At 72.1% G+C, this 26,006-nt stretch carries 22 protein-coding genes and 1 pseudogene; 11 read left to right on the top strand and 12 right to left on the bottom strand.

Annotation, left to right across the window (positions count from 1 at the left end):
* The first annotated feature begins 15 nt into the window (after positions 1-15).
* Positions 16-2,043, top strand: coding sequence for a phosphocholine-specific phospholipase C (locus AC4OXY_RS09895; RefSeq protein ID WP_491993704.1), 2,028 nt, complete (start codon positions 16-18; stop codon positions 2,041-2,043).
* Here AC4OXY_RS09895 and AC4OXY_RS09890 read toward each other — a convergent pair.
* The 3 genes from AC4OXY_RS09890 to AC4OXY_RS09880 all read right to left on the bottom strand — a co-directional run bounded on the left by AC4OXY_RS09890 (position 2,033) and on the right by AC4OXY_RS09880 (position 4,747).
* Positions 2,033-3,067, bottom strand: a complete 1,035-nt coding sequence (locus AC4OXY_RS09890; RefSeq protein ID WP_491993703.1) for a Gfo/Idh/MocA family protein — start codon at positions 3,065-3,067, stop codon at positions 2,033-2,035. The genes AC4OXY_RS09895 and AC4OXY_RS09890 overlap by 11 nt on opposite strands.
* Before the next feature lie 71 nt (positions 3,068-3,138).
* On the bottom strand, positions 3,139-4,233 hold the full coding sequence (locus AC4OXY_RS09885; RefSeq protein ID WP_362820904.1) for a baeRF3 domain-containing protein: 1,095 nt from the start codon (positions 4,231-4,233) through the stop codon (positions 3,139-3,141).
* A 73-nt stretch (positions 4,234-4,306) separates the two neighbouring features.
* The gene (locus AC4OXY_RS09880) at positions 4,307-4,747 is read right to left on the bottom strand and encodes a PaaI family thioesterase (protein WP_362820903.1); all 441 of its coding nucleotides are present in this window, start codon (positions 4,745-4,747) and stop codon (positions 4,307-4,309) included.
* 79 nt (positions 4,748-4,826) lie between these two features.
* Between AC4OXY_RS09880 and AC4OXY_RS09875 the strand changes: the two genes are divergently transcribed.
* Both AC4OXY_RS09875 and asnB read left to right on the top strand, forming a co-directional pair.
* Positions 4,827-5,279 carry a MarR family winged helix-turn-helix transcriptional regulator gene (locus AC4OXY_RS09875; protein WP_356032309.1) on the top strand — a complete coding sequence of 151 codons (453 nt, stop codon included), beginning with the start codon at positions 4,827-4,829 and terminating at the stop codon, positions 5,277-5,279.
* Positions 5,280-5,557: 278 nt separating this feature from the next.
* On the top strand, positions 5,558-7,399 hold the full coding sequence (gene asnB / locus AC4OXY_RS09870; RefSeq protein ID WP_356032307.1) for an asparagine synthase (glutamine-hydrolyzing): 1,842 nt from the start codon (positions 5,558-5,560) through the stop codon (positions 7,397-7,399).
* Here asnB and AC4OXY_RS09865 read toward each other — a convergent pair.
* Together AC4OXY_RS09865 and AC4OXY_RS09860 are read right to left on the bottom strand one after the other, a co-directional pair.
* On the bottom strand, positions 7,392-7,937 hold the full coding sequence (locus tag AC4OXY_RS09865; protein WP_491993702.1) for a DUF4232 domain-containing protein: 546 nt from the start codon (positions 7,935-7,937) through the stop codon (positions 7,392-7,394). The two genes, asnB and AC4OXY_RS09865, sit on opposite strands and share 8 nt — an antisense overlap.
* A 60-nt stretch (positions 7,938-7,997) precedes the next feature.
* Positions 7,998-9,632 (bottom strand): alpha/beta hydrolase, encoded by a 1,635-nt coding sequence (locus AC4OXY_RS09860; protein WP_402067459.1) that lies wholly within the window; start codon positions 9,630-9,632, stop codon positions 7,998-8,000.
* Between the two features lie 308 nt (positions 9,633-9,940).
* On the opposite strand from AC4OXY_RS09860, the gene AC4OXY_RS09855 reads away from it, so the two are divergent.
* The 3 genes from AC4OXY_RS09855 to AC4OXY_RS09845 all read left to right on the top strand — a co-directional run bounded on the left by AC4OXY_RS09855 (position 9,941) and on the right by AC4OXY_RS09845 (position 12,014).
* The gene (locus AC4OXY_RS09855) at positions 9,941-10,579 is read left to right on the top strand and encodes a chaplin (RefSeq protein WP_491993701.1); all 639 of its coding nucleotides are present in this window, start codon (positions 9,941-9,943) and stop codon (positions 10,577-10,579) included.
* A 74-nt stretch (positions 10,580-10,653) separates the two neighbouring features.
* Complete coding sequence (locus tag AC4OXY_RS09850) at positions 10,654-11,163, top strand: hypothetical protein (protein ID WP_362820899.1); 510 nt, start codon at positions 10,654-10,656, stop codon at positions 11,161-11,163.
* The gene (locus AC4OXY_RS09845; protein ID WP_356032295.1) at positions 11,160-12,014 is read left to right on the top strand and encodes a GNAT family N-acetyltransferase; all 855 of its coding nucleotides are present in this window, start codon (positions 11,160-11,162) and stop codon (positions 12,012-12,014) included. The genes AC4OXY_RS09850 and AC4OXY_RS09845 overlap by 4 nt, the downstream gene beginning before the upstream one ends.
* 13 nt (positions 12,015-12,027) lie before the next feature.
* Here the strand turns inward: AC4OXY_RS09845 and AC4OXY_RS09840 are convergent, their stop codons facing one another.
* Positions 12,028-12,504 (bottom strand): nucleoside deaminase, encoded by a 477-nt coding sequence (locus AC4OXY_RS09840; RefSeq protein WP_491993700.1) that lies wholly within the window; start codon positions 12,502-12,504, stop codon positions 12,028-12,030.
* 190 nt (positions 12,505-12,694) lie between these two features.
* On the opposite strand from AC4OXY_RS09840, the gene AC4OXY_RS09835 reads away from it, so the two are divergent.
* Together AC4OXY_RS09835 and AC4OXY_RS09830 are read left to right on the top strand one after the other, a co-directional pair.
* Positions 12,695-13,471: a GNAT family N-acetyltransferase gene (locus tag AC4OXY_RS09835; RefSeq protein ID WP_491993699.1), complete on the top strand. Its 777-nt coding sequence runs from the start codon at positions 12,695-12,697 to the stop codon at positions 13,469-13,471.
* A 189-nt stretch (positions 13,472-13,660) separates the two neighbouring features.
* Entirely contained in the window at positions 13,661-15,127 is a 1,467-nt protein-coding gene (locus AC4OXY_RS09830; protein WP_491993698.1) for a hydrolase, read from the top strand.
* Between the two features lie 57 nt (positions 15,128-15,184).
* On the opposite strand, the gene AC4OXY_RS09825 is transcribed toward AC4OXY_RS09830, so the two are convergent.
* Together AC4OXY_RS09825 and AC4OXY_RS09820 are read right to left on the bottom strand one after the other, a co-directional pair.
* Positions 15,185-17,905 (bottom strand): glycoside hydrolase family 2 protein, encoded by a 2,721-nt coding sequence (locus tag AC4OXY_RS09825; protein WP_491993697.1) that lies wholly within the window; start codon positions 17,903-17,905, stop codon positions 15,185-15,187.
* Positions 17,906-18,031: 126 nt separating this feature from the next.
* Complete coding sequence (locus AC4OXY_RS09820) at positions 18,032-19,219, bottom strand: ROK family transcriptional regulator (protein ID WP_491993696.1); 1,188 nt, start codon at positions 19,217-19,219, stop codon at positions 18,032-18,034.
* Between the two features lie 138 nt (positions 19,220-19,357).
* On the opposite strand from AC4OXY_RS09820, the gene AC4OXY_RS09815 reads away from it, so the two are divergent.
* Both AC4OXY_RS09815 and AC4OXY_RS09810 read left to right on the top strand, forming a co-directional pair.
* On the top strand, positions 19,358-20,791 hold the full coding sequence (locus AC4OXY_RS09815; protein WP_491993695.1) for an APC family permease: 1,434 nt from the start codon (positions 19,358-19,360) through the stop codon (positions 20,789-20,791).
* Positions 20,792-20,903: 112 nt separating this feature from the next.
* Positions 20,904-21,416, top strand: coding sequence for a GNAT family N-acetyltransferase (locus tag AC4OXY_RS09810; RefSeq protein WP_356032279.1), 513 nt, complete (start codon positions 20,904-20,906; stop codon positions 21,414-21,416).
* Between the two features lie 57 nt (positions 21,417-21,473).
* On the opposite strand, the gene AC4OXY_RS09805 is transcribed toward AC4OXY_RS09810, so the two are convergent.
* Positions 21,474-22,112, bottom strand: coding sequence for a hypothetical protein (locus tag AC4OXY_RS09805; RefSeq protein ID WP_491993694.1), 639 nt, complete (start codon positions 22,110-22,112; stop codon positions 21,474-21,476).
* Between the two features lie 248 nt (positions 22,113-22,360).
* Between AC4OXY_RS09805 and AC4OXY_RS09800 the strand changes: the two genes are divergently transcribed.
* Positions 22,361-23,128: an ArsR/SmtB family transcription factor gene (locus tag AC4OXY_RS09800; RefSeq protein ID WP_356032275.1), complete on the top strand. Its 768-nt coding sequence runs from the start codon at positions 22,361-22,363 to the stop codon at positions 23,126-23,128.
* A gap of 126 nt (positions 23,129-23,254) precedes the next feature.
* On the opposite strand, the gene AC4OXY_RS09795 is transcribed toward AC4OXY_RS09800, so the two are convergent.
* The 3 genes and pseudogenes from AC4OXY_RS09795 to AC4OXY_RS09785 all read right to left on the bottom strand — a co-directional run bounded on the left by AC4OXY_RS09795 (position 23,255) and on the right by AC4OXY_RS09785 (position 25,892).
* Positions 23,255-23,689 (bottom strand): SPW repeat protein, encoded by a 435-nt coding sequence (locus AC4OXY_RS09795; protein ID WP_356032272.1) that lies wholly within the window; start codon positions 23,687-23,689, stop codon positions 23,255-23,257.
* Between the two features lie 200 nt (positions 23,690-23,889).
* Positions 23,890-24,924, bottom strand: a pseudogene (locus tag AC4OXY_RS09790) (FAD-binding domain-containing protein); the annotation flags it as partial.
* Positions 24,925-24,986: 62 nt separating this feature from the next.
* Positions 24,987-25,892 (bottom strand): LysR family transcriptional regulator, encoded by a 906-nt coding sequence (locus AC4OXY_RS09785; RefSeq protein ID WP_491993693.1) that lies wholly within the window; start codon positions 25,890-25,892, stop codon positions 24,987-24,989.
* Positions 25,893-26,006 lie beyond the last annotated feature (114 nt).

Below are 26,006 nucleotides of genomic sequence, written 5' to 3'. Positions count from 1 at the left end.
ACGAGGACGGGGCGAATGACACCGATCAGCCGCAGAGGCTTCGTGGGACTGGGCGCGTCCGTCGCGGCGGGTGTGGCGCTGGGCGCCGGAACCGCCCGTACGGCGTCGGCCGCAGCGGCCACGGCGACCGGCACGATCAAGGACGTACAGCACGTGGTGATCCTCATGCAGGAGAACCGCAGCTTCGACCACTACTTCGGCCGTCTCAAGGGCGTGCGCGGCTTCGACGACCGCAGCGGCATCACCCTCGGCGGCGGATACCCGGTCTTCGACCAGCCGAACGGGCTGGGCCGGCAGTACCCGTGGAAGCTGAGCGCGACCCCGTCCGCCGGCGGCAAGGACGGCGAGACGCTGGCCCAGTGCAACGGCGACCTGCCGCACTCGTGGTCCTCCCAGCACTCCGCCTGGAACAAGGGCCGGATGGACAACTGGGTCGCGGGCGTCGGCAACGTCCGCTCGCTCGGCTACCTGGACCGCTCCGACATCCCGTTCCACTACGCGCTCGCGGACAACTACACCATCTGCGACGCCTACTTCTGCTCCACCCTCAGCGCCACCGGCCCCAACCGCACCTTCCTGTGGAGCGGCAAGGTCGACTCCTCCTCCTACGACGGCGGCGACGAGTCCGGCCTGACCTGGCAGACCTACGCCGAGGCGCTCCAGGCCGCCGGGGTGTCCTGGAAGGTCTACCAGAACGCGGCCGACAACTACGGGGACAACGGCTGCGCCTACTTCAAGAACTTCGCGAACGCCAAACCCGGCGACCCGCTGCACGACCGGGGCATGTCCTCGGTGCCGGGCGTGACCGGCTCGACCCCGGACGACATCGCCGCCGCGATCAAGGCCGACGTCGTCGCGGGCACCCTCCCCCAGGTCTCCTGGGTCGTCCCCAACCAGGGCTTCTCCGAGCACCCCTACGCCCCGCCCGGCGACGGCGCGCACTTCGTCAACCTCGTCTACCAGGCCCTCGCCGCCGACCCGGACGTCTTCGACTCGACCGTCCTGTTCCTCAACTACGACGAGAACGACGGCTACTTCGACCACGTGCCCCCGCCGGCGCCGCCCGCCGGCACGGCCGGGGAGTTCCTGAACGGCGTGCCCTACGGCTTCGGCTTCCGGGTGCCGATGATCGTCATCTCACCCTGGACGCGCGGCGGCTGGGTCTCCTCGGAGGTCTTCGAGCACACCTCGGTGCTGCGCTTCCTGGAGAACTGGACGACCGCGCTCGGCACGCCCGTGCGGTGCGCCAACATCAGCGACTGGCGGCGACAGGTCAGCGGCGACCTCACCGGCGTCTTCGACTTCGCCAACCCGGTCCACGGCGCGGTCTCGCTGCCCGCGACCGGCGTCATCGGCATCAACACCTGCGGACCGCTGCCCAATCCGGTGCCGACGGACAACGCCTTGCCCGCCCAGGAGCCCGGCACCCGGCCCGCCCGCGCGCTGCCGTACCAGCCGAACGGCTACCTGGACCACCTGGAGTTCGACGCGGCGGGCAAGACCCTCGCCTGGTTCACCATGACCAACCAGGGCACCCCGGCCTCCCGCGCCGCCCACTTCTCCATCCACCCGAACGCCTACCGCGACACCACGCCGTACCAGTACACGGTCGACGCGGGCGGCACCGCCTCCGACTTCTTCAACATCGGGACCGGCTTCGGGGGCGGGCAGTACGACCTGACCATGGTCGGCCCCAACCGCTTCCTGCGCCGCTTCCAGGGGGACGCCACGAAGGCGGGCAAGTCGGCCGAGATTCGCGCCCGTTACGCCGTCGAGCCCGGCACCGGCAAGGTCGCGCTCTACATCAGGATGACCAACTCCGGGTCGTCGTCGGTGACGTTCACCATCACCTCGGACCACTACCGGGGCGACGGCCCCTGGACCTACACCGTCGCCGCGGGCGCCTCGACGGAGGACTTCTTCAACGCCGTCGCGTACCAGAACGGCTGGTACGACTTCACGGTGACCGTCGACTCCGACGCGACCTGGTCGCGCCGGCTCACCGGGCACCTGGAGACGGGCGCCGCGAGCGTCAGCGGCTGACCCCGGCGCGGACGTCGTACAGCTCCGGGCGCGGGGCGAGGGCGACGGCCACCCGGCCGCCGTGCTCCAGCGCCCGGACCCCCGCCTCGGCGACGACGGAGGCCGCGTAGCCGTCCCAGGCGCTCGCGCCGGTGACCTCGCCGCGCCGGGTGGCGTCGACCCATGCCTGCACCTCGCGGTCGTAGGCGGCGGCGAAGCGCACGAGGTAGTCCTGCGCCACCTCCTCGCGGGCGGCGCCGCCGGCGGTGACCACCATGGTGTGCTCGTCGCCGATCCGGGCGCTGCCCTTCTCGCACACGGCCTCGCAGCGCACCTGGTAGCCGAAGCCGCAGTTCACGAAGACCTCGACGTCCACCAGCGCGCCCCGGTCGGTCTCGAACAGCACGAACTGCGGGTCGAGCAGGCCGGCCGGGGCACCCGAGGAGGGCGTGGGGCGCAGCACGGTCACCGCCGTCAGCTCCTGCCCGAGCAGCCAGCGGGCCGCGTCGATCTCGTGCGAGACCGAGCTGTTGACCAGCATCGCGCTGGTGAAGCCGGGCGGCGAGGAGACATTGCGGTGGGTGCAGTGGAGCATCAGCGGCCGGCCGAGGCTGCCGCCGTCCAGCAGCGCCTTCAGCCGCCGGTACTCGGCGTCGTGGCGGCGCATGAAGCCGATCTGCGCGAGCCGGCGGCCCAGCCGCGCCTCGGCCTCCACGATCCGCAGCGCGCCGGTGGCGTCCGGGACCATGGGCTTCTCGCACAGCACCGGCAGGCCCCGGGAGAACGCGGCGAGCAGCGCCTCCTCGTGCGCCGGGCCGGGTGAGGCGATGAGCACGGCGGCGACACCGGGCGCGTCGAGCGCGGCCTCGGCGTCCGTGTGCACGCTCACTCCGGCGAGGCCGGCCACCGCCTCCTTCGCCCGCTCGACGTCCGGGTCGGCCACGGCCGCGACCCTGGCACCGCTCACCACCTGATCGAGCCGTCGTATGTGATCGGCCCCCATGTGCCCCGCACCCAGTACCGCCACACCCAGCAGGTCACCCATGCGCGCGCTCCCTTACGCCGACGATCACGCCGTAGCGTACGCCGCGCGGGGAGCGCCGCCGGGGGAGTGGTTCAGTACCGCAGCACGCCCGCGATCCCGTCGGCGTCGCCCAGGGCGCCGTCGGGTACGAAGCGGACGTCCGCGCCGGTCTCCAGGCACTGCTCGACGATCTCGTCGACGATGTCCTCGCGGGCCTCCAGGTCGCCGGACACGGCCGGCACCAGATGGTCGCCGAGGTCGTTGACGGTCGCCCGGAAGTTCTCCTCGACGGCGAGCAGCCGTACCCGGCCCTCGCGGGCGCTCTGCCACAGCTCGTCCAGACCGGCCGCGTAGGTCTTGTGACCGCGTGCCGCGGTCAGCTCGCCCATGACGGACGTGGTGTCCCTGCGGGCCTCGGCCTCCAGCACCGGCCGCAACGCCTGCCACACGGCCTCCGGACCGGCGTGCGCGAGGCCGCCGTGCGGGACCTGGACGGCGTTCCCGGCCACGCTGCCCGCCTCGTCCAGCAGGGACAGCGCCGCCTGCTCGCCGGTGACGTACAGGGGCCGGGGCTGCTCGCGCAGGAGCGCGGCCATGGCGGTGTCGGCGTCGCGCAGGAACTGGCGGGTGGCCTCGTCGCGGTACGCGCTCGGCGTGTCGCCGATCTGCTCCTGGCGCTCCGGGTCGAAGTTCCGCTCCGGTCGCTCCAGCGGGAAGCCGCCGGAGTCGTCGGCCACCACGCGGCCCTCGCCGCCGCTCCACAGACTGACGCGGTCCGCGGAGACCGACAGCACCCAGAACGGCCGCTCGGCCGCCTGTGCGGCGACCAGGTTGCGGGTGAGGAAGGTGTCCGAGAGCACCACCCGCTCGGGGACGGTGCGGGCCAGGGACCACACCTGGTGCTCGCCGGGGGCGGCGAAGATCACCAGGCCGTCCTCGGCGTGCGCGAGGTCGACCTCGGACAGGGCCCGGTCGAGCTGGGCTTCGACGTCGTTGCGTCGTTCACGGGTGACGGCGGGGTCGGCCTCCAGGCGTTTGCGCGCCTCGGTGAGGACATTGCGCAGCCGGACGGGATCCTGCCCGTTGTCCGGTTCGCGGCGGTGTGTCGGGGTCAGCACGGACACCGCCGGGTAGGGACGCGGGCGCCGCAGTTCGGCCAGGGTCGCGGGACTCAGTGCGTGCTCCATGACAGCACGATAGGACCGATTCACGGATGGGGCATTCGGGGCAAGCCCGCCGGGCAGGAGGGTGGTTCCCGGGTCAGGCCGTGGCGGCGGGTACGGCCGGCACGTCCACCGCGATCGATCCCTGGGCCACCGCGCACAGGGTCCGCGTACCGTCGTCGTCGACCGTGGAGAGGTCGCAGCGGCACACGACCCGGCTGCGCCCCGCCCGGATCACCCGGGCGTCGGCGCGCAGCGTCGCGCCCCGCGCCGGGCGCAGGTAGTCGATGCTGTACCCGGCGGTGATCAGCCGGGACCCGGCCACGCTGCCCGCGGCGAAGGCGAGCGCGTTGTCGGCCGCGTAGCCGAGCACCCCGCCGTGCAGGAAGCCGTACTGCTGGAGCAGTTCCTCGCGGATGTCGACTTCGAGCGTCGCCCCGCCGTCGCCGAAGGCCACGAGGCGGGCCCCGAGCAGTGCGCTGAAGGGCTGTGCGGCCAGGACCTTCCGGGCGACCGACAGGTCAGGGATGTCGTGCACGGCACGCCTCGCTCTCCCGATTCACTTCACTAGTGAAGTGAGGGTGGCGCCGGTCCGCCGCCTCTGTCAACATCGGCCCATGTCCGAGCCCGTCCGTCCCGAGCCCGACCAGCGCCTGTTCTTCCTGCTCCAGCGGGCCGCGCACCAGCTGCGCACCGCCGCGGACCGCCGGCTGCTGGCCGCCGCCGGGATCACCTCGGCGCAGCTCGGCGCGCTGTACGCGGTGCGCGACCGGCCCGGGATCACCCAGCGGGAACTCGCCGCGGACCTGGGCCTGCGCGAGTCCGGCGTCACCGCGCTCGTCACCCGGCTCACCGCCGCCGGTCTGCTCGACAGGCGTGCCCACCCCCGCGAACACCGCGCCGTGGTGCTGGAGTTGACCGAGGCCGGTGCCGCGGCGCTGGCCGCCGCCGGGCCGGAGGTCGACCGGTTCAACGCCGGTCTGCGCGCCGCGCTCGGCGCGGACGGCTTCAGCCGGGCGGCCGGGGCGTTGCGGACGCTCACCCGCTGGGAGCCGCCCACCGCGCCGTGACGCCGCAATCATGGTGAAGTCTTTGCCCGTGGCCGGTTCGTGGTGGCCGTGGCCCGGCAGGACGGGCCTCACCGGATTTCGCGCGGGCAAAAAGCGGCCGAAAGCGTGGGGTGAGGGGGCCGTCCGTGTTACGCCCACATTGACTGCCTCGGGCAACTGACGGACGCTCGACTGGTAGGTGCTCGATACAACTGGTTCCTCGACCGGAATCCGTCTCTCATAAAGACAATGCAGGTGAGCACGGGGTACGGGCGCGAACCGGAGGCAGGAGGTAGCACATGTGCGGCATCACCGGATGGGTCTCCTTCGATCGTGATCTGACCGTCGAGGCCACCACATTGGATGCAATGACCGAGACGATGGCCTGCCGGGGTCCGGACGACCGCGGCACCTGGTCCGAGGGCCCGGCCGCCCTGGGCCACCGCCGTCTTGCGATCATCGACCTTCCCGGCGGCCGGCAGCCGATGTCCCTGTCGACGCCCCAGGGGAACGTCGCCATGGTCTACTCCGGGGAGGCCTACAACTTCACCGAGCTGCGCCGCGAACTCGAAGGCCGCGGGCACCGGTTCACCACCGACTCCGACACCGAGGTCGTCCTGCACGCCTACCTCGAATGGGGCGACCAGGTCGCCGAACGCCTCAACGGCATGTACGCCTTCGCCGTCTGGGACGGCCGTCACGACAAGCTCGTGATGATCCGCGACCGCATGGGCATCAAGCCGTTCTACTACTACCCCACCGCCGACGGCGTCCTGTTCGGCTCCGAGCCCAAGGCGATCCTCGCCAACCCGCTGGCCCGCCGCCGGGTCACGCTGGACGGCCTGCGCGAGCTGTTCGTCATGATCAAGACGCCCGGGCACGCGATCTGGGACGGCATGCGCGAGGTGGAACCCGGCACCGTCGTCACCGTCGGCCGCACCGGCATCGGCACACGCGTCTACTGGCGGCTGCGGACCCTCGCGCACACCGACGACCGCGCCACCTCCATCGCCACCGTCCGCTCCCTGCTCGACGACATCGTGCGCCGCCAGCTCGTCGCCGACGTGCCGCGCTGCACCCTGCTCTCCGGCGGCCTCGACTCCTCCGCGATGACCGCGATCGCCGCCCGCCAACTCGCCGAACAGGGCGAGAAGGTACGCAGCTTCGCCGTCGACTTCGTCGGCCAGACCGACAACTTCATCGCCGACGAACTGCGCGGCACCCCCGACACCCCCTTCGTGCACGACGTGGCCCGGCTCGCGAAGACGGACCACCAGGACATCGTGCTCGACTCCCAGTCCCTCGCCGACCCCGCCGTGCGCGAGCAGGTGATCCGCGCCCGCGATCTGCCGTCCGGCCTCGGCGACATGGACTCCTCGCTGCTGCTGCTCTTCCGCGCCATCCGCGAGAAGTCCACCGTCGCCCTGTCCGGCGAGTCCGCCGACGAGGTCTTCGGCGGCTACCTCCAGTTCTTCGACGAGGACGCGCGCCGCGCCGACACCTTCCCGTGGCTGGTGCGCTTCGGACGGCACTTCGGCGACGACACCGACGTCCTGCGCACCGACCTGGCCAAGTCCCTCGACCTGGAGAGCTACATCGCCGACGGCTACCGTACGGCCGTCGCCGCGATCGACCGGCTGGACGGCGAGAGCGACTTCGAGTACCGGATGCGGCAGATCAGCCATCTGCATCTGACCCGCTTCGTGCGCGTCCTGCTCGACCGCAAGGACCGGATGAGCATGGCCGTGGGCCTGGAGGTCCGGGTGCCGTTCTGCGACCACCGCCTGGTCGAGTACGTCTACAACGCGCCCTGGGCCGTGAAGTCCTTCGACGGCCGGGAGAAGAGCCTGCTGCGGGAGGCGGCCGCGGACGTCCTGCCGCGCTCGGTGTACGACCGCGTGAAGAGCCCGTACCCCTCCACCCAGGACCCGCTGTACGCCGTCGCGCTGCGCGAGCAGGTCAAGGACCTGCTCTCCCGGCCCTCGCACCCCGTCTTCGACCTGCTCGACCGGGAGCGGGTCCGGGCGGCCGCCGAGCGCGACACCCCGGTCAGCAACCAGACGGAGCGGCGCGGTCTGGAGCGCACGCTGGACTTCGCGCTGTGGCTGGACGCCTACGCGCCGGAGCTGGTCCTCAGCTGAGACCGATGGCCCGGTCCGCGGCCGCCGCGCTCGGCTGCCACCACGTCGTCACCGGCTCCCACACCAGGACCCGCGTCCCGGTGCCGAGCCGGCCGGCGGTGAAGGTGCGGCCCGCGTGCGCGGCCGAGGCGGCCACGGTGAGGCCGTCCGCCCGGCGGGCCTCGGGGTCCGCCGGGTCACGGATGGTGCGCACGTCCGCGTAGGCGCCCTCGCCCGCCGCGAGCCGGTGGTCGCCGGTGCCGCCCGCCGGTACCGGCACGGCCGCCCCGTCCACGTCCCCGAAGGTGACCGTGGGCACCCGGTCGACGGCACACGCGCGGGTGCCGCGGTTGGTGACGCTGATGCGCACCGTGCCCGGCCGGCCGGGCACGGCCCTCGCCCGGACCGTCAGCGACGACTCAGCGCAGCGGGCGGTCCGCGCGTGTTCGGCAGGGGCCGTGCCGGTCGCGGTGGCGGCCCGGCCCGGCGCCGCGGTCAGCAGCAGGGCCGCCGCGGCGGCCGAGGCGGCGGGTACGGCGAGGGCGGCGCGGATGCGCATGATGGCCTCTCCCTGTCGCGGTCACGTGCGGGGGTGCGGGCCGCCGGGGCGCGCCTGTCGTCAGTCGCCGGAGTCCGTGGCGTCGCTCCAGGCCTTCCCGTCGGCCGGGCAGGAGCTGCCGTTCGGTGGCAGGGAGCCGTACAGCAGGAAGTCGTCGACCGTCTCGTGCACGCACGTGGAGGAGGTGTACCCGGTGTGGCCGTCGCCCTTGTTGTCCAGCACCACCGCCGGCGACCCCAGCCGAGCGGCCGTCTCCACGGTCCACCGGTACGGCGTCGCCGGGTCGCCGCGCGTGCCCACGAGCAGCATGTCACCGGTGCCGACGTTCTTGACCCGGTCGCGGACGAAGTCGGTGCCCCTGGGGCGGCCGTAGCACATGAGCAGCTGGGTCAGCCGGTAGCGGCCGAAGACCGGGGAGGCCTGCTCGTACCGGGCCAGCAGGTTCTTCAGGTCCGCGACGATCCGGTTCGCGGTGGGCCGGTCGGGGTCGTCCGCGCAGTTGATCGCCATCAGCGCGGCCGTCAGGTTGTCCGCCGGGACGTCCTGCGGATCGACGATGCCGCCCTTCCTGTGGTGCCCGCCGGAGGCCGCCGACGCCGCCGCGCCCGACCGCACGGGCAGGCTGGAGCCGCTGGTCGCGAAGGCCAGCACGCCCCGGGTGTCGCCCTCCTGCGTCAGCGAGGCCAGCGCCCGCTCCAGCGAGGGCCACAGCTCCTTGCTGTACAGGCCCTGCCCGATGGCGCCCACCAGGTCCTGCCCGGAGAGGCTGCCGCCGAGGTCCGTCGGCACCGGGTGCGCGTCGAGCGAGCGCACCAGCCGCACGATCTGCTCCCCGGCGGCACGCCGGTCCTGGCCGAACGGGCAGGCGACGTCCGTCGTACACCAGTCCAGGAAATCGTCCAGCGCGGTCTGCTGACCCTCGGCTCCCGCCACTCCCTGCTCGGACAGCGGCTCCGTCAGGGTGTCCACGCCGTCGAGGGCGAACCGTCCGACCTTGTGCGGGAACTCGGCCGCGTAGACGGCGCCGAGCCGGGTTCCGTAGGAGAAGCCCAGGTAGTTGAGCTTCTTGTCGCCGAGGGCCTGGCGGATGACGTCCAGGTCGCGGGCGGCGTCCACGGTGCCTATGTGGGCGAGCACCGGGCCGGAGTGCCGGGCGCACTCGGCGGCGGCCAGCTTCAACTGCCGCAGCAGCTCCTGGGGATGGTCGAGGCCGGCGCTGTCGTCCGCCGCGTCCGAGGCCTCGCCGGCGCCCTCGCCGCAGCTGACGGGGGAGGAGCGGCCGACGCCGCGCGGGTCGAAGGTGACCACGTCGTAGCCGTTGGTCAGGTCCATGAACTCCCGCCCGTCCGATGCGAGTTCACTGATCCCGGCACCGCCGGGACCGCCGAAGTTCAGCAGCACCGAGCCGTGCGAGGGGCCGGTCGCCCGGTAGCGGGCCAGGGCTATGTCGAGGGTTCCCGAGCGCGGACGGGCGTAGTCGAGCGGGACGGTGACCGCGGTGCACTGGAGGTCCTTCGGCATGTCCGGGCTGTCGCAGGACGACCACGTCGGCTTCTGCCGGTAGAACCGGGACAGGTCGGGCTGCGGCCGGGCGGCGGCGGTCGCGGGCAGTCCGGCGCCGAGCAGCGCCAGGGCGAGGAATCCGGCCCCCGCGCAGCGCCGCACGGCGGACCGTGTGGTCGGCTTGGCCAGCATCGATCGCCTCCCGGGACGCCTGTCGCGGACCGGGGGACGGCGCCCTCGGATCACCATAAGCGGGCCCTGCGGCGCCCGCCTCCGGGCGGGCGGGCAGCCCTTCGGTGTCGTACGATTCGCGTTTTATGTTCCCTGATATCGATCATTGAGCGGCTTTACGTGCGGTTCGATAACAGTGTCGCTCGACGGGGTGAAAGACCGATACGCCATAACTCGGATGGTTCACCTGCGTTTTACGGGGTGCGGGTGAGTGCCCGCGACGATGTCTGGAAGGCAGGGAACCTATGAGACGGGCTACCCGAAACGGTGTGATCGCCCTCGTCACCGCCTCCGGAGCGATGGCCGTGGCGCTGCCGGTGTCCGCCGCCTTCGCGGCCGACGGCAGCGCCGCCGACGGCATCGCGGCCGGCTCGCCCGGGCTGATCTCCGGCAACGGCATCCAGCTCCCGGTGGATCTGCCGGTGAACGCGTGCGGCAACACCGTCGACGTGGTCGGACTGCTCAACCCCGCGATGGGCAACCGCTGCGCCAACACCGGCGGCCACCCAAAGGACCGCGCGGCCACGTCCGGCGGAGCCGCCGCCCACGGCGCCGCCCATGACTCGCCCGGGGTGCTCTCCGGCAACGGCGTCCAGCTCCCCGTCGACCTGCCGGTGAACATCAGCGGCAACAGCGTCAACGTGGTCGGCATCGGCAACCCGGCCGTCGGCAACACCTCCGTCAACGGCCCCGTCGGCCACCCCCGCACCCCCCGGCACCCGCACACCCCGCCGCCGGCGCCCGTGCGGCACCGCACCGTCCCGCCCGCACCCGTGCCGGAGCCGTCGGTTTCCACGCTCGCCCACACCGGCAGCGACGCGACCCTCCCCGCCGCGGCGGGCAGCGCCGCGCTCCTGCTCGGCGGCGCGGTCCTCTACCGCCGCTTCCGCCCGGGCCGCACCCGCTGACCTCCCGGCACCCGGCGAGGGCCCCACCGGACGCCGGCCCGGTGGGGCTTGATCGTGTGCAGTACGTTGTCCCGGTGACGGACGGCATACGCGGGCGATGGCGGGCGCTGCCGCGCCGGGCGCGGGCGGCTCTCGTGCTCTACGCCGCTGGGTTCCTGGAGGGCACCGGCTACCACGCGCTGGATCTGGCCCGCGGCGGCCTGCACGTCTATGCCGCCGTCGGCCCACTGCCGTTGCAGGTGTTCTTCGTCGCCCTGGTCGCCCTCGACCCGCTCGCCGCCGCCCTGACCCTGTGGCTGCGCCCCTGGGGCTTTCGGCTGGCGGCCGCCGTGATGACACTGGACGTCCTCGCCAACTGGTACGTCAACTGGCCCTGGGTGACGGCGCATCCCTGGGCGGTGCTGCGGCCGGTGGGGCTGCTGCCGATCACCCTCTTCGGGCTGTTCGTCGTCGTGACGGCACCCGCGCTGCTGCGCGCGGCGCGCGGTCGAGCAACGGCCGATCTTGTCATGGCGCGGCCCCCGTCGATCCGGAAGGATGCGGGACGGCAGCCCGGTCCCGACGGAAATGGAGCGCACCGATGACCCCTGCAGCCCCCCACGACCTCGTCGTCACGCAGGCCACACTCGACGACTGGCCGATGATCGCCGCATGGGCGGCGGCGGAGGGCTGGAACCCCGGAGTGTCCGACGGGCCCGCGTTCTTCGCGCAGGATCCCGAAGGGTTCTTCCTCGGCCGGATCGACGGGGAGCCGGTGTCGGCCATCTCGGTCGTCAACTACGGCCAGGAGTACGCCTTCCTGGGCTGCTACCTGGTCCGCCCCGACCTGCGCGGCCACGGCCACGGCCTCACCACCTGGAAGACCGCCCTGGCGCACGCCGGGAGCCGCACCGTCGGCCTGGACGGAGTCGTCGCCCAGCAGGACAACTACCGCCAGTCCGGCTTCGAACTCGCCCACCGCACCATCCGGTTCACCGGCATCGCGCCCCAGGGCGAGGTGCCCGGAGACGTCCGCCCGGCCGGTCCCGGCGATCTCGCCGCCCTCACCGCCTACGACAGCGTCTGCTACCCGGCCGACCGGCCCCGCTTCCTCACCGAGTGGCTCACCGGCCCCGGCCACCGGGCCTTCGTCCGCCACGACGGCGGGCGTCCGACCGGGTACGGCGTGCTCCGCCCCGGCCACGACAGCCTGCGCATCGGCCCGTTGTTCGCCGACACCGCCGAGGACGCCCGGGCCCTGTTCACCGCCCTCACCGCCGAGGCCGAAGGCCGCGAGGTGGCCATCGACGTGCCCGAGCCGAACGCGGCCGGCATCGCTCTCGCCGAAGAGGCCGGATTCCGCGCCTCCTTCGAGACCGCCCGGATGTACACCGGCCCGGTCCGCGAACACGCCCGGCACCGCGTGGTCGGCGTGACCACCCTCGAACTCGGCTGAACGGCAGGGGGACTTACGACCGTAGGCGGCGCCGGTACAGCTCGCGCACCTCGTCCACCAGCTCCGGCACCGGCCCCTCCACGGCCACGCCGGGCGCGACCTCCTGGACGGGCAGCGGCCGCACCGGCGCCTGCGGCGCACCTGACTCGGCCGACCAGGCGGTGAGTTGGGTGGAGGAGGCGACGTACACGATGCGGCCGAGCCCCACCCACGCGTGCGCGGCCGCGCACATCGGGCAGTGCTCGCCGGAGGTGTAGACGGTGGCGCCCGCCCGCTCCTCGGCCGTCAGATGCGCGGCCGACCAGCGCGCCAGCTCGAACTCGGGATGCCGGGTGTGGTCGCCGCCGGCCACCCGGTTGCGGTCCTCGGCCGGCACCGTGCCGTCCGCCGCCACGAGCACCGACCCGAACGGCTCGTCACCGTTCTCCAGCGCCTCGACGGCCAGCTCCACGCAGCGGCGCAGATGCCCCAGCTCACTGTCCTTCACCATCGTCCACCGACCTCCTGACCGCATGATGTCCGGCGGCGCAGGTTACGGCCACCGGGACCGGCCCGGCCGGCGGCTTTGCCTCCGGGCAAGAGCGCGCCACACGGCCGGACCGGGCGGTCGTACGGCCGCACGGAGCTGTCGTACGGCCAATTCCGTTGCCCGGCGGGAGCCGATCTGCTCAGCTGGGCGCATGGATCACACGGCGGTGCTCGCACTCTACGACCGGGACGTGCGCGAGCGAGCGCGCCCCGACGGCCCCGGCGCCCGGGTCGAGCGGGCCGGCGCGGTCGTGCGGCAGGTCGCGGACGCCCACGGCTGGAACGGCGTGCTCTGGAGCGACCTGGACGAGGCCGGTGCCGACCGGGCGATCCGCGACCAGATCGCCCGCTTCACCTCCCTGGGCCGGGACTTCGAGTGGAAGCTCTACGGCCACGACCGGCCGGCCGACCTGGGTGCCCGGCTCACCGCCGCGGGATTCCGGGCCGAGCCCGAGGAGACGCTGCTCGTCGCCGAGACCGCGCGGCTCGCCCTGGACGCCGAACCGCCCGCCGGTGTCCGGCTCGTGGAGGCCGCCGACGAGGCCGGGGTCGACCTCGTCGTGGACGTGCACGAGAAGGCCTTCGGTACCGACGGTACGCGGCTGCGCCACCGGCTGCTCGCGCGGCTGGCCGCCGATCCCGGCACGGTCGTCGCCGTGGCCGCGCTCGCCGGTGACGAACCGGTCAGCGCGGCCCGCATGGAGCTGGTGCCCGGCACCCCGTTCGCCGGACTGTGGGGCGGCGGCACCGTCGAGGCCTGGTGCGGCCGGGGTCTCTACCGCGCCCTGGTCGCCCATCGCGCCCGCGTGGCCGCCGCCCACGGCTACCGCTATCTCCAGGTCGACGCCTCCCCGATGAGCCGCCCGATCCTCCAGCGCCTCGGCTTCCGCACACTGAGCACCACCACCCCATATCTGTACGGGAATTGAGGGCGCTCCTGCCGGGCGGGGGCGGGGAGAGGTCCCGTCCGTTCATTGCCGGGACTTTCTGTTCACCGGGCTGTCATGCCATGTACCTTTCAAACAGTCCACGCGTGTAGAACCCTCAACCCGGCTCTACGCGCGCAGATTTGGCGGCCCCCCAACCGCCTCTCCCCACCCCTCATGGAGGTTCGCCGGATGCTTGGATCCAGGAGATCCCGCCGCAGACTCACCACCGCCCTGGCCGGTTTCGGGCTGCTCCTCACCGGAGCCGCCGTCCAGGTCGGCAGCGGCAGCACCCCCGCCCATGCGGCCACCACGCACCGCGTCCTGTTCGACAACGCCCACGCCGAGACGGCAGGCAACGCCGACTGGATCATCTCCACCAGTCAGCCCGACCCGCTCGGTGAGAACTCCTCCCCGTCCGCCGAGACCGACTGGACCGGCGCCCTGTCCTCCTGGGGCGTGGCGCTCCAGAAGACCGGCGACTACAGCCTGAAGACGCTGCCGTCGGGCTCCAGCCTCAGCTACGGGGGCTCGTCCTCGACCGACCTGTCGAACTTCGACACGCTGGTCCTGCCGGAGCCCAACACGCTGTTCACGAGCGCCGAGAAGACGGCGATCATGAACTTCGTGAAGAACGGCGGCGGCCTGTTCATGATCTCCGACCACACCGGCTCGGACCGCAACAACGACGGCTACGACTCGGTCCAGATCCTCAACGATCTGATGACCAACAACAGCGTCGACTCCAGCGACCCGTTCGGCTTCTCGATCGACTCGCTCAACATCAGCTCCGACCACCCGGCCGCGATCAGCGACAGCACCGACCCGGTCCTGCACGGCTCCTTCGGGACCGTCACCAAGAGCCTGATCGCCAACGGCACCACCGCCACCCTCAAGCCCGGCGACAACTCCGCCGTCAAGGGCCTGCTCTACCGCACCGGTTACTCCGGAAACACCGGCGCCTTCTTCCTGACCAGCACCTTCGGCAGCGGCCGCGTCGCCTACTGGGGCGACAGCTCCCCGATCGACGACGGCACCGGCCAGGCCGGCAACACCCTGTACGACGGCTGGAACGACTCCAGCGCCACCAACGCGGCCCTCGCGCTCAACGCCACCGCCTGGCTGGCCGGCTCGGGCACCAGCACCGGCGGAGGCGGCGGCACCGGTGGCGGCGGCACCGGCACCTGCACCGCCGCCCAGCTCCTCGGCAACAACGGCTTCGAGTCGGGCAACTCCACCTGGAGCGCCTCCAGCGGTGTCATCACCAACTCCAGCGGAGAGGCCGCCCGTTCGGGCTCGTACTACGCCTGGCTCGACGGCAACGGCACCGCCACCACCGACACCCTCTCCCAGTCGGTGAGCATCCCGTCCGGCTGCACCTCGGCCGAGCTCGGCTTCTACCTGCACATCGACACGGCCGAGACCACCACCAGCACCGCCTACGACACCCTCAAGGTGCAGGTGCTGAACGGCTCCGGCACGGTCCTCGGCACCCTGGCCACGTACTCGAACCTGAACGCGGCCTCCGGCTACACCCAGCGCAGCTTCGACCTGAGCAGCTACGCCGGGCAGACCGTCACCCTGAAGTTCACCGGCACCGAGGGCTCCAAGTACCAGACCTCGTTCGTCGTGGACGACACCGCGCTCGACGTCGCCTGAGCCGAACAGCACTGCGGGGGCGGGCCGTTGGAGCCCGTCCCCGCACCCTTGTCCCCTTCATCCCGCCGGAACCGTCCGCTCGGGCGTGTTCCAGCCGGAGACCCGCACGCCCGGCGCCGAGCCGTGCAGGTCGGCCGTCCGGTAGGTGGCCGTCAGCGTCACCGACTCGCCCGGCCACAGGCTCACCTCGTTGTCCGACCAGCGCACCGGAAGCACCGGCCTGCCCTGCGCGTCCACGAGATGGACGTCCGCCAGCAGGACCGGGGTCCTCCCGCTCCCGGTGCCGCGCAGGGTGACCGTCGTGGTCGAGGTCCCCTCCGAGGCGGTCGTGGCCGCCGTCGCCGACACCGGCACCCGAGTCATCGACGCGAGCCCGGTGAGGTCCGCGTAGCTCGTCGTCGGCGTGTAGTACCAGGTGGTGCCGGACCAGTCGAGGGTGTCGGGGCGGGTGGACAGCCAGTACACGTTCCGGCTCACCTCCCTGCCCGTCGCGTCCGTCAGGTCCAGCCGGAGCAGATACGTGCGCGCCAGTCCGCTCACCGAGGCCGGGAGGGTCAGCGGGGTGGTGTGGGCGCCGTCGCCGTCCACCGAGACGTCGCGCACCGACGCGGCGTACCTCTGGGTGCCGTCGGGGTCGAAGAGGGCGGCCCGTGCGGTGAGTCCGTGCGCGGCGTCGTGCCGGTTGTTCACGACGGCGACCTGGCGGTTGTCGTACCCGTACTGGATGTGCAGCGGTTCGTTCGCCTTCTTCGCGCCGAAGTAGGCGCCGCCCTGGTCGAGATACCGGTCCGTCAACTGCCAGTGCAGGGACGTCCAGCCGCTGTTGAACATCCAGTGGATCACCCCGGTCGCGGGCTTCGAGGTATCCGTCGCGTTGCGCCCGTACGCCTCGAACTGGGCCCGGACGTCCTCGTACTGGGCCAGCTGGGCCTTGCGGACGTAGTCAGCGAGGCCCTTCGGGGCGCCGTAGCGGCCGGTGAGGGCGTTGTCGTAGATCTTCAGCGTGCCGAAGACGGAGGACGGCGAGCGGTGGTACTGCCGGGCGCCCGGATCCTGCCAGAGGGTGTCGAGCTCGGCCGGGGTGAGCATGCGGCGCAGGGTGTCGAGGGTGGGGATGCTCGGGCCCGCGCTGGTCTCGGAGTTGAAGCCGGTGGCCCCGCCCTCGCGCTTGGCGTACCAGTAGCCGGGCGGCACCCAGTCGTACGGTCCGGTCATCTTCAGGCCTGAACGGCCCAGTTGCGGCGAGGAGTTGTCCGATGCTGCGGAGACGACGGGGTCCGGCCAGTCGGCCGCCTTCAGGGCGTCCAGGTAGGTCTTCTCGATCCTCGCGTCGGGTGCGAAGTCGCTGCCGATCAGGAAGGAGATCACGCTGGGGTGACCGCGCAGCCGGGCGGCCTCGGCGGCCATGGACGCCTTCGCCACCGGATAGTCGGCGTCGGTCCACGGCTCCCCGGGCTCGTCGGCGCCGTTGACGTTGCCCTCCCACTTGTCGCAGCACTCCCAGCCGGGGAGCGTGAGGACGCCGTAGCGGTCGGCCAGGTCGAAGAACTCGTCCGGTTCCAGGTGCCCTTCGAGGCGGATCGTGTTCAGGCCGAGGTCGACGGCGTACTTCAGCCGGTCCTCGACGTAGCGGCTGTCCCAGCGCAGGAACTCGTCGGGCGACCAGCCGCCGCCCTTGATCAGCAGCGGGCGGCCGTTGATCCGGTACCGGCGGGCGCCGTCGGTGTTCAGCGGTGCCTGGACGTCGCGGATGCCGAAGCTCTCGTGCGCGGTGTCCGACGTCGTACCGGCGACGGACGCGGTGAGGCCCAGGTCGTACAGCGGCTGCCCGCCCATCCCGGCCGGCCACCACACCTTCGGCGCGGTCAGGTGCAGGCCCGGGGTGTCGGCGGGGGAGAAGGTGACGGTCTTCGTCTCGTGCGCGGCGAGCGGGACCCGGCGGGTGAAGGTGGTCGTGCCGAGGGTGCCGGTGACGTCGGCCGTGACCGGGCCGCCGGTGTCGTTGCGGGCCTGTGCCGTCACCGTCAGGTCGGCGGTGGCCAGCGACGGCACGGCCAGCCTGGTGTCCACGTGTGCGTCGCGCAGCGCGACCGGGCCGCCCCTGCGCACCAGGACGTCCCGGACGATGCCCATGTTCCGGTCGGGCGGCGGCTGGAGCCAGTCGATCCAGCCCGTCGTGAGGTCCTTGGCCGGGTCGTTGGGCCGGATACGGAAGGCGACCGTGTTCGTGCCGGGCCGCACCAGCGAGGTGACGTCCAGTTCGTGGTGCGTGTAGGCGCCGGTGACGTCCTCGGTGGTCGCGACCCGGTGGCCGTCGACGTACACGTCGGCCGCCGAGACGACCCCGCTGAAGTCGAGGTAGGTGCGCCGGGAGGTGTCCTGGACGGTGAAGTCGGCGCGGTACCACCAGGGGACCTGGAAGTCGGCCGTCGGGATCTTCTGCTGGTTGGTGGAGAAGAACGGGTCGGCGTAGACGCCGTCGGCGAGCAGCGCGGCGAGCACCGTGGAGCGGGCGCCCGCCGGATACCAGCCCGTCGCCGGATAGCCGGGGGAGGAGACCGTGGCGGCGGCGTCGGTCACCTTCGCCGAGGACTGGATGGCGTAGCCGGTGAGCGCGGTGCCGGTGCCGGCCGCCGAGGCGACGCGGGTGACCGGGGCCGGTGGCGGCTGTTGCCGTGCGCCGGCCCAGGCGCCGCTCGTCAGCGAGCCGCCGAGCAGGCCGAGGACCAGCGCGGTGGCGGCGTACCGGCGTGCCGAGGGGGTGGGGCGAGGGAACACGGCGGTCTCCAGGCTCGCTCGTAAAGTTAGGAAACTTTACTAACTCCGGTCACGCTAGGGCGCCGCACGGGGCGTGTCAATGACCCTGGCCGGAGCGGGACTTCGACCGGGCGGCCGGTCGGATGACTAGTGCGTGCCGGCCGCCCTGCGCTCGAACACCAGGTCCCGGGCCGTGTCCAGCGCCGTGGCCACCGCGCCCAGCAGCACCGCGTCCTCGCCGAGCCGGCTCGGGGCGATGCGCGGGCGCAGCGGGGTGAGGGTGCGCACCCGCTCCTGGACCGGCCGCAGCAGCAGGTCGACGCTGTGGCCGACCCCGCCGCCGAGCACCACGAGGTCCGGGTCGAGCACGGCGGCGGCCGCCGCCACGGTGTGCGCGATCCGCTCGGCCTCCAGCTCCACCGCCTGCCTGGCCGCCGGACTGCCCTGCCGGGCCGCGTCGAAGACGGTCTTCGCCGTGAGCTGCCCGCTCATCCCGAACCGCCGGGCGGCCTCCACCACGGCCACCCCGGACACCGCGTCCTCCAGCCGCTCAGGCTTGTGCCGGCCCGGCCACGGCAGGAACCCGATCTCGCCGGCCAGCCCGCGCGCCCCCGTGAACAGCCGCCCCTCGCTGACCACGCCCATGCCGAGACCGGTGCCGATGAGGATGTACGCGAACAGCCGGCTGCCGGTGCCCACGCCGTACGTGTACTCGCCGAGCGCGGCGAGGTTGGCGTCGTTGTGCACCTCCAGCGGTACGCCCAGCTCCTCGCGGATCCGGTCGACGAGCCCCGCCCGGCCCCAGCCCGGCAGATGCATCGCGTACCGCACGCGCCGCTGCTTCTCGTCGTAGACACCCGGCGTGCCGACCACCCCGTGCACCACCTCGGCCGGATTCACCCCGGAGCCCGTGATCGCCTGGCGAGCGGTGCCCACGACCAGGTCGGCCAGCGCGCCGGAGGTGCGGGCGCGGTTGCGTACGTCGCAGCGGGCGACGACCGTGCCGTCCAGGTCGGCGACCGCCACCCGCAGCCAGCCCCGGCCGATGTCGACGCCGAGCGCGTGCCCGGCGGCGGGGTCGGGGGCGTAGAGCACGGCGGTGCGGCCGCGCTCCGGGGCGTGGGTGCCGACCTCGTGCACCAGGCCGGCGCCGGCGAGCGAGGCCAGCGCGCTGGACACCGTCGGCTTCGACAGGCCGGTCTCGCGCGCCAGTTGGGCGCGCGAGGCGGCACCCTGGGCGCGCAACCGGTCCAGCAGCAGCCGCTCGTTGGTGCTGCGCAGCCGCCGGCGGTTCCAGGGCTGTTCCTGCTGCTCTACGACATCGCTCCCGGCCATTCCACCATTCTCGTGCATTCTTCACGCCTACTTGACGCCGCTAGTAAGGCTCCTTAACTTTATCGCCCAGTCAGCCCGGCCCGGGCGGAGTCGTCGCGCAGGAACGCGGGCCGCGCGCCCGTCGCGTCAGGAGTCCCCATGTCCGGTAGCCCGCCGCCCCCGGGCGGTTTCGTCCGCCGTGTCGGCCTGTTCCAGGCCACGGCCATCAACATGAGCCAGATGTGCGGCATCGGCCCGTTCGTGACGATCCCGCTGATGGTCGCCGCATTCGGCGGACCACAGGCGGTCATCGGCTTCGTGGCGGGCGCGGTCCTCGCGCTGTGCGACGGACTGGTCTGGGCCGAACTGGGCGCCTCCATGCCCGGTTCCGGCGGGAGTTACGTCTATCTCCGCCAGGCCTTCCAGTACCGCACCGGACGGCTGATGCCGTTCCTGTTCGTGTGGACGGCGATGCTCTTCATTCCGCTGATCATGTCGACCGGTGTGGTCGGTTTCGTGCAGTACCTGGGCTATCTGTCCCCCGGTCTCGGGCAGACGGCGGGCGATCTGATCGGTCTCGGCGTGATCGTCCTGGTCGTGCTGCTCCTGTGGCGCGGTATCGAGCACATCGCCCGGATCACCGCGGTCATGTGGACCGTGATGATCGCCTCGGTGGTCCTGGTGATCGTCGCGGCGGCCACCGACTTCAGCCCGCACCGGGCCTTCACCTACCCGTCCGGCGCCTTCGACCTGACGAGCGACCACTTCTGGCTCGGCTTCGCCGCGGGCCTGACCATCGGCATCTACGACTACCTCGGCTACAACACCACGGCCTACATGGGCGCCGAGATCAAGGACCCGGGCCGCAACCTCCCGCGCTCGATCCTCTTCTCCATCCTCGGCATCATGGCGATCTACCTGCTGCTCCAGATCGGCACGCTCGGGGTGATCGACTGGCACCGGATGACCGACCCGCACGACATCGCCTCGACCTCGGTGGCCTCGGCGGTGCTGGAGGAGACCTGGGGCAAGGGGGCCGCCGACGTGGTGACCGTGCTGATCCTCGTCACCGCGTTCGCCTCGGTCTTCACCGGACTGCTCGGCGGCTCCCGCGTCCCCTACGACGCCGCCCGCGACCGCGTCTTCTTCCGCCCCTACGAGAGGCTGCACCCCAGGCACCGCTTCCCGATGCTCGGCCTGGCCACCATGGGCGTGATCACCGCGGTCGGCTTTCTGATCGGCCGCCACACCGACCTTGCGACCCTGATCCAGTTGCTCACCACGGTCATGGTGATCGTCCAGGCGCTCGCTCAGATCGTCGCGCTGACCGTCGTGCGCAAGCGACAGCCGGACCTGCGCCGCCCCTACCGGATGTGGCTCTACCCGCTGCCGAGCATCGTCGCCTTCGCCGGCTGGTGCGTGATCTACGGATACGCCGACAAAAACTCCCCAGGCCGCTACCCCATCGAGTGGTCCCTGGCCTGGCTGGCCCTGGGCTGCGTCGCCTTCGTGGTCTGGGCCCGGCTGGAGAAGGTGTGGCCGTTCGGCGCGAAGGAGATCACCGAGGAGTACAAGGTCCTCGAACCGAGCTGAGCCGGCCCGGCTGCGCTGGGCAGCACAACACCCCCGTGATGAGCTAGAGTTGCACCAGTCTTTGTGAGCCTCCCCGGACCGGACACCATGTCCGCCGGGGAGGCTTTCGTTCATGAACGACACATTCCCGGCGGACGTGACCGTCCGCCCCGCGATCCCTGAAGACCGGCCCACCGTCGAGCGGCTGTGGCTGATGTTCCATCACGACCTGTCCGAGTTCCGCGGGACGCTGCCCGGCGTCGACGGCACCTTCCGCAACGAGCGGGTCGAGCAGGCCTTCACCCGGCCCGGCTGGGCGCCGTACCTCTTCCTCACCGACGGCCGTCCGGCCGGCTTCGCGTTCGTGCGCGCGCTGGACACGCCGGTGCGGGTGCTGAACGCCTTCTTCGTCGTGCGCGGTGCGCGGCGGCTCGGGCTCGGGACGCGGGCCGTACGGGACGTGCTGCGCCGGCATCCCGGGAACTGGGAGATCCCCTTCCAGGACGAGAATCCGGCCGCCGCACGGTTCTGGGCGCATGTCGCCCGGGACATGGCCGGGGACGCCTGGACGCGCGAGCCCCGGCCGGTGCCGGACCGGCCGGGGCTTCCCCCGGATGTGTGGATCTCGTTCGCCGTGACCGGCTGACCTGGCCCGGTCACCTGGATCGGTCACCGGGCCCGGATCGGCCGGAACCGGGCCTGGTTACCGGTTCTGCGCGTGGTCCGACGCGTCCTCGACCCAGGAGACCAGCTTGCCGTCCGGCTTGAGGACCACGTGCAGGCCGTTGTTCTCGCCGTGGGCGGCGCGGCCCTTGGCGGCGAGGGTGTCGAGCTTGTGGCCGTGGGCGTAGATGTCGGCCTCGTAGTGGTGGGGGCCGAGCCTGTAGACCTTGCCGGTCGAGGTGTCGTCGGCCAGCGTGCTGACGGAGACGAGGATGCGCTGGGCGACGGGCTGCGGCTTGGGCTTCGGCTTGGCCCGCTCGACCCAGGACGTCACCTCGCCGTTCGGGCGCAGTGTGACGTGCAGGCCGTTGTTCTCGCCGTGGGCGGGCTTGCCCTTGGCCACGAGGGTCCCGAACTTGGTGCCCTTCGCCCAGATCTCCGCCTCGAAGTGCTGGTGGTGCTTGCCGGTCTTGTAGACCTTGGCGACGGAGACCTTGTCCGCGAGCCGGACCGTCTTGACGAGGACCCGCTTGTCCTTGCAGTGGTGGTGGGCCGCGGCGTGGGCGGCGGGCGCCGGCTGGGGGGCCGCGGCGGCGAACGCGCCGGAGGCCGAGCCGGCCAGGACGGCGGTGGCGCCGGCGGCGACGAGGGTGGTGCGCAGGGTGTGACGTGCACGCATCGGTGAACAGTCCTTCGATCGGTTTCGTTCGTCGGTGTGTCTTCGACGCTACGGACCGTCCATCAAGGTCACCCATACGTCATGTAACAGATGTTCGTAACGTTCCCCTCGAATCACCTTATAATCCATCATTGAACGGGTGAATTCGCAGGAGATTCCAAGGATTCGCCTGTGAATCTGCTGGTCAGCTTGACATGCAAGTAATTGGCTGCATAACGTTGAGTGTGCGATCAGAGAACGACAGCGGGATGGACAAGGTCTTCAAGGCGCTGGCTGACGACACGCGCCGACGCCTGCTGGACCGGCTCCACGAGAACAACGGCCAGACCCTGGGCGAGCTGTGCGAGCGCATCGCCATGACGCGCCAGTCGGTCACCCAGCACCTGGCCGTCCTGGAGGCCGCGAACCTGATCGGCGTGGTGCGGCGGGGGCGGGAAAAGCTGCACTACCTCAACCCCGTGCCGCTCCATGAGATCCAGGAGCGGTGGATCGAGAAGTTCGAGCGCCCGCGCCTGAGCGCGCTCGGTGCCCTGAAGCGACGAGCCGAGGAAGCCATGACCGACAAGCCCAGCTTCGTGTACGTCACCTACATCGCTAGCACGCCCGAGAAGGTCTGGGAGGCGCTCACCGACGCCGACCTGACGGCCGCCTACTGGGGTCACCGCAACGAGTCCGACTGGCGGCCCGGCTCCCGCTGGGCGCATGTGCGGACCGACGGTTCCGGCGTCGAGGACGTCGTCGGCCGCGTCGTCGAGAGCGAGCCGCCGGCCCGGCTGGTCACCACCTGGGCCGCGCCCGCCGACGAGGACCGGGAGGACCGGCACTCCCGGGTCACCTTCGAGATCCAGCCGTACGAGGACATCGTCCGGCTGACCGTCGTCCACGAGGAGCTGGGCGGCGAGGAGGAGCGCTCGCAGGTCGGCGCTGGCTGGCCGGCCGTGCTGTCCAACCTCAAGTCGCTGCTGGAGACCGGGCGCACCCTGCCGCAGGAGCCCTGGCTGGTGCCGAGCCGCTGAGCGGGCGCGGTGCGGCCGGCCCGCTCGGGCGGACCGGCCGCACCCGGTCGGCTGTCCTTCCTTGTCCCTCCGTGTCTCCTTGTCCCTCCGTGTCTGCTCGCGCTCTCCTGTCGCTCGCGTCTCCTGCTACGGCCTGGGTGTGCTCCTCGCCGCCGTGCCGGCGCAGACCAGTCCGAGCACGAGCGCCAAAGCGCCGATGACGATGTTGTTGATGATCACGCCTCGGTCGGGGCTCGTGCCCACGATCCACGGCGCGATGATCATCCAGATGCCCAGGGCGCACATGGCGTAGCTGAGGCCGTACATCCGCTCGGGGGCACGCGTGAAGCCGAGAGCCAGCAGGCCTATCGCTATGCCCATGATCAGGTTGTGGGCCACGAGCGAGGGCTGGCTCGTCGTGTAGTGCACGATCCACGGGGATGCCGCGCAGTACAGGCCGAGCAGGAAGACCGGCCCGTCCACGAGCGCCACATCGCGACCGCCGAGCATACGGGCGTAGCGTTCCCGCATTTCGGAGACATCGGGGTGGGTCGTCATATCACCCCTGTGCAGGTTGGCCATGACTCGTCTCCTTTGACTTCGCAGGCCAGGCCGTGTCTGGTGCGGCGTGAGATAAGCGCCGCTTGCTTCCATTTTGCCCTTATTTCGGCTTTATGTGTAGGGCTCGGCGGTCGGGCTCCGTCCCGGGCGGAGCCCGACCCGCCGGAAGCGGGCCGGACCGTCGGCGAGGTCGGCGATCGGGCCCGGGCAGCCCCCGAGGCGGGGGCGGGTGTCGGGCCGGTGCCCGCCGCCCACTGCCAGTTCGGCTGGTTGTTCGCCAGGTCCCCGTCGGCCGGCAGGCCCAGGAAGTGCCGCGCCCCCACACGCCGGTCGACGTAGGGCGTCTTCGTCAGGAAGCCCGCCGTCAGCACGCCCGCGGTGGTGCGTCCAGCCCTCGTGGCGCAGTTGGCGCATCTCCGCGTCGATCACCGGATCGCCGGTACGGCCCTCCCGCCACGCCTCGATGTCCGCCGTGGCGGGCCGCGCGGCCGGCACCTGACGGCGGGAGTCCCGCCAGGCGGGCTGCCGGACGAACGCCTCGTCGCCGGATCCGCCCGCCTTCCGTGCGCGGTGGGCGAGTTCGACGGGCGAGAGCGTGCCGCAGTGCAGACGGGGCGACAGCTGTGAGGTAGCGTCGCCGGCCGGTCCTCGTGCCGGTCCTCGTGCCGGTCCTCGTGCCGGTCCTCGTACGCGGCGATGCCCGAACGGAGCCACGCGGTCAGCTGCTTCCCGGCCGCCGGCTCGCCTCCGGCCGGCGTCCCCGGGGACACATCCGACAGCCCGGCGCGGGAGGGGAGCTCCCCGGAGGCGATGCAGTGCGGGACGGACAGCGCGCGCGGCGCACCGAGCGGGTCGCGCAGCCGCCGCGCCGACCAGTGGCGGAAGTACGGCGTGACGCCCGCGAAATGGTCCGAGGCGCCGCGCCCGGTGTCACCGAGCAGGGCGCGAACGCCTGGGTCGCCGTGTCGTGCACGTGCAGCCGCCGCCCGCCGTGCTGGGCGTACGCACTCGCGTCGGCCGCCAGGTGCACCCCGTCGGCGCCCGCCACCGCGGCCACCGCGCACACCTCCTCGACGACGTCCGGAGCGCACCACCAGCCGCCGCCAGCCGGTCGGGCACCGCGAACCCGGCGTCCGGCACGCCCCGATCGCGCACGAACAACGGAACGACCCGGGGGCCCCGGCTGTCGCGGCCCGCAGTGGCGGGTGGTCGTGCAGCCGCAGATCGGAGGTGAACAGGACGGTCGAGACGGTCATGACGCGGCTTCGGGGTGAGGGCGAGGGCGACGACGAAGGCGGCGCGGCGCGTGGTCCGCCGGTCAGCCCGCCGTCAGTTCCCGTGCCCGCCGCACGAAAGCCGCGTGCAGGTCGTGTGCCGCCTGTGGTATCGACTCCGCGCGGCGGCGCTGGAGTGTCAGCAGCACCCTGGTCGTGTCGTCGGACAGCGGCCGGCTGGTGAGGGCGCCGGAGCGCTCCAGCGGGTCACCGGCGACGCTGAAGTCCGGCAGTACGGTCGCCCCGAGCCCCTCGGCCACCATCAGCTTGCCCATCTCCGCGCCGTCCGTCGAGTACGAGAACGCCGGGACGCGGCCCGACAGCAGCCGGTGGACGTACCGGTGCATCACGTACCCGGCGCGCATCGCGATCAGCGGCACGCCGAGCAGGTCCTCGACGCCGACCACCGCGAGCGCGGCGAGCGGGCTGTCCGGGCGCACGCACACCACCGGGCGCCCCCGCAGCAACTGTGTGCACTCCATGCCCGCGGGCATGTCGTCGCCGTCCAGGTGGTTGACCAGGCCCAGATCGAACCCGCCTTCCGCCAGGCCCCGTTGGATCTCCGTCTGCTGCGCGCCGACCACCTCGACCTGGGTGACGGGATGCGCCGCCCGGAACGAGCGCAGTACGGGGAAGAGCAGCGGCACGGTCGCCGCGTTGACCGTGCCGACCCGCACCATGCGGCTGATGCGGTGCTGCTCGCCGGCCGCCGCCCGCAGCCGATCCACCGCCTCCAGCACGCTCACGATGTGCGGCAGCAGCTCCCGGCCCGCCGCGCTCATCTTCGCGCCCGACCGCTTCCGCTCCAGAAGGTCGACACCGAGTTCCCGTTCCAGGTTCCGCACCGTCTCGCTCAACGCGGGCTGGGACAAACGCAGTTCGTCGGCCGCCCGGCGCAGGGAACCCAGCCGGGTCACGGCGGCTATGTATTCCAGCTGTTCGGTACGCACCGCCGCAGAATGCGGGGCCGGGTGGAACAGGTTCAAGGGTTTTCCTGTCACACCTTCGTGAAATTCAATGGTCCGCGATACGAGACCGGTCGGGTTCTCCTTGACGGCCGTCGC

The organism is Streptomyces sp. HUAS MG56 (assembly GCF_058673395.1).
This window is presented reverse-complemented; position numbering and strand designations above follow the sequence as displayed.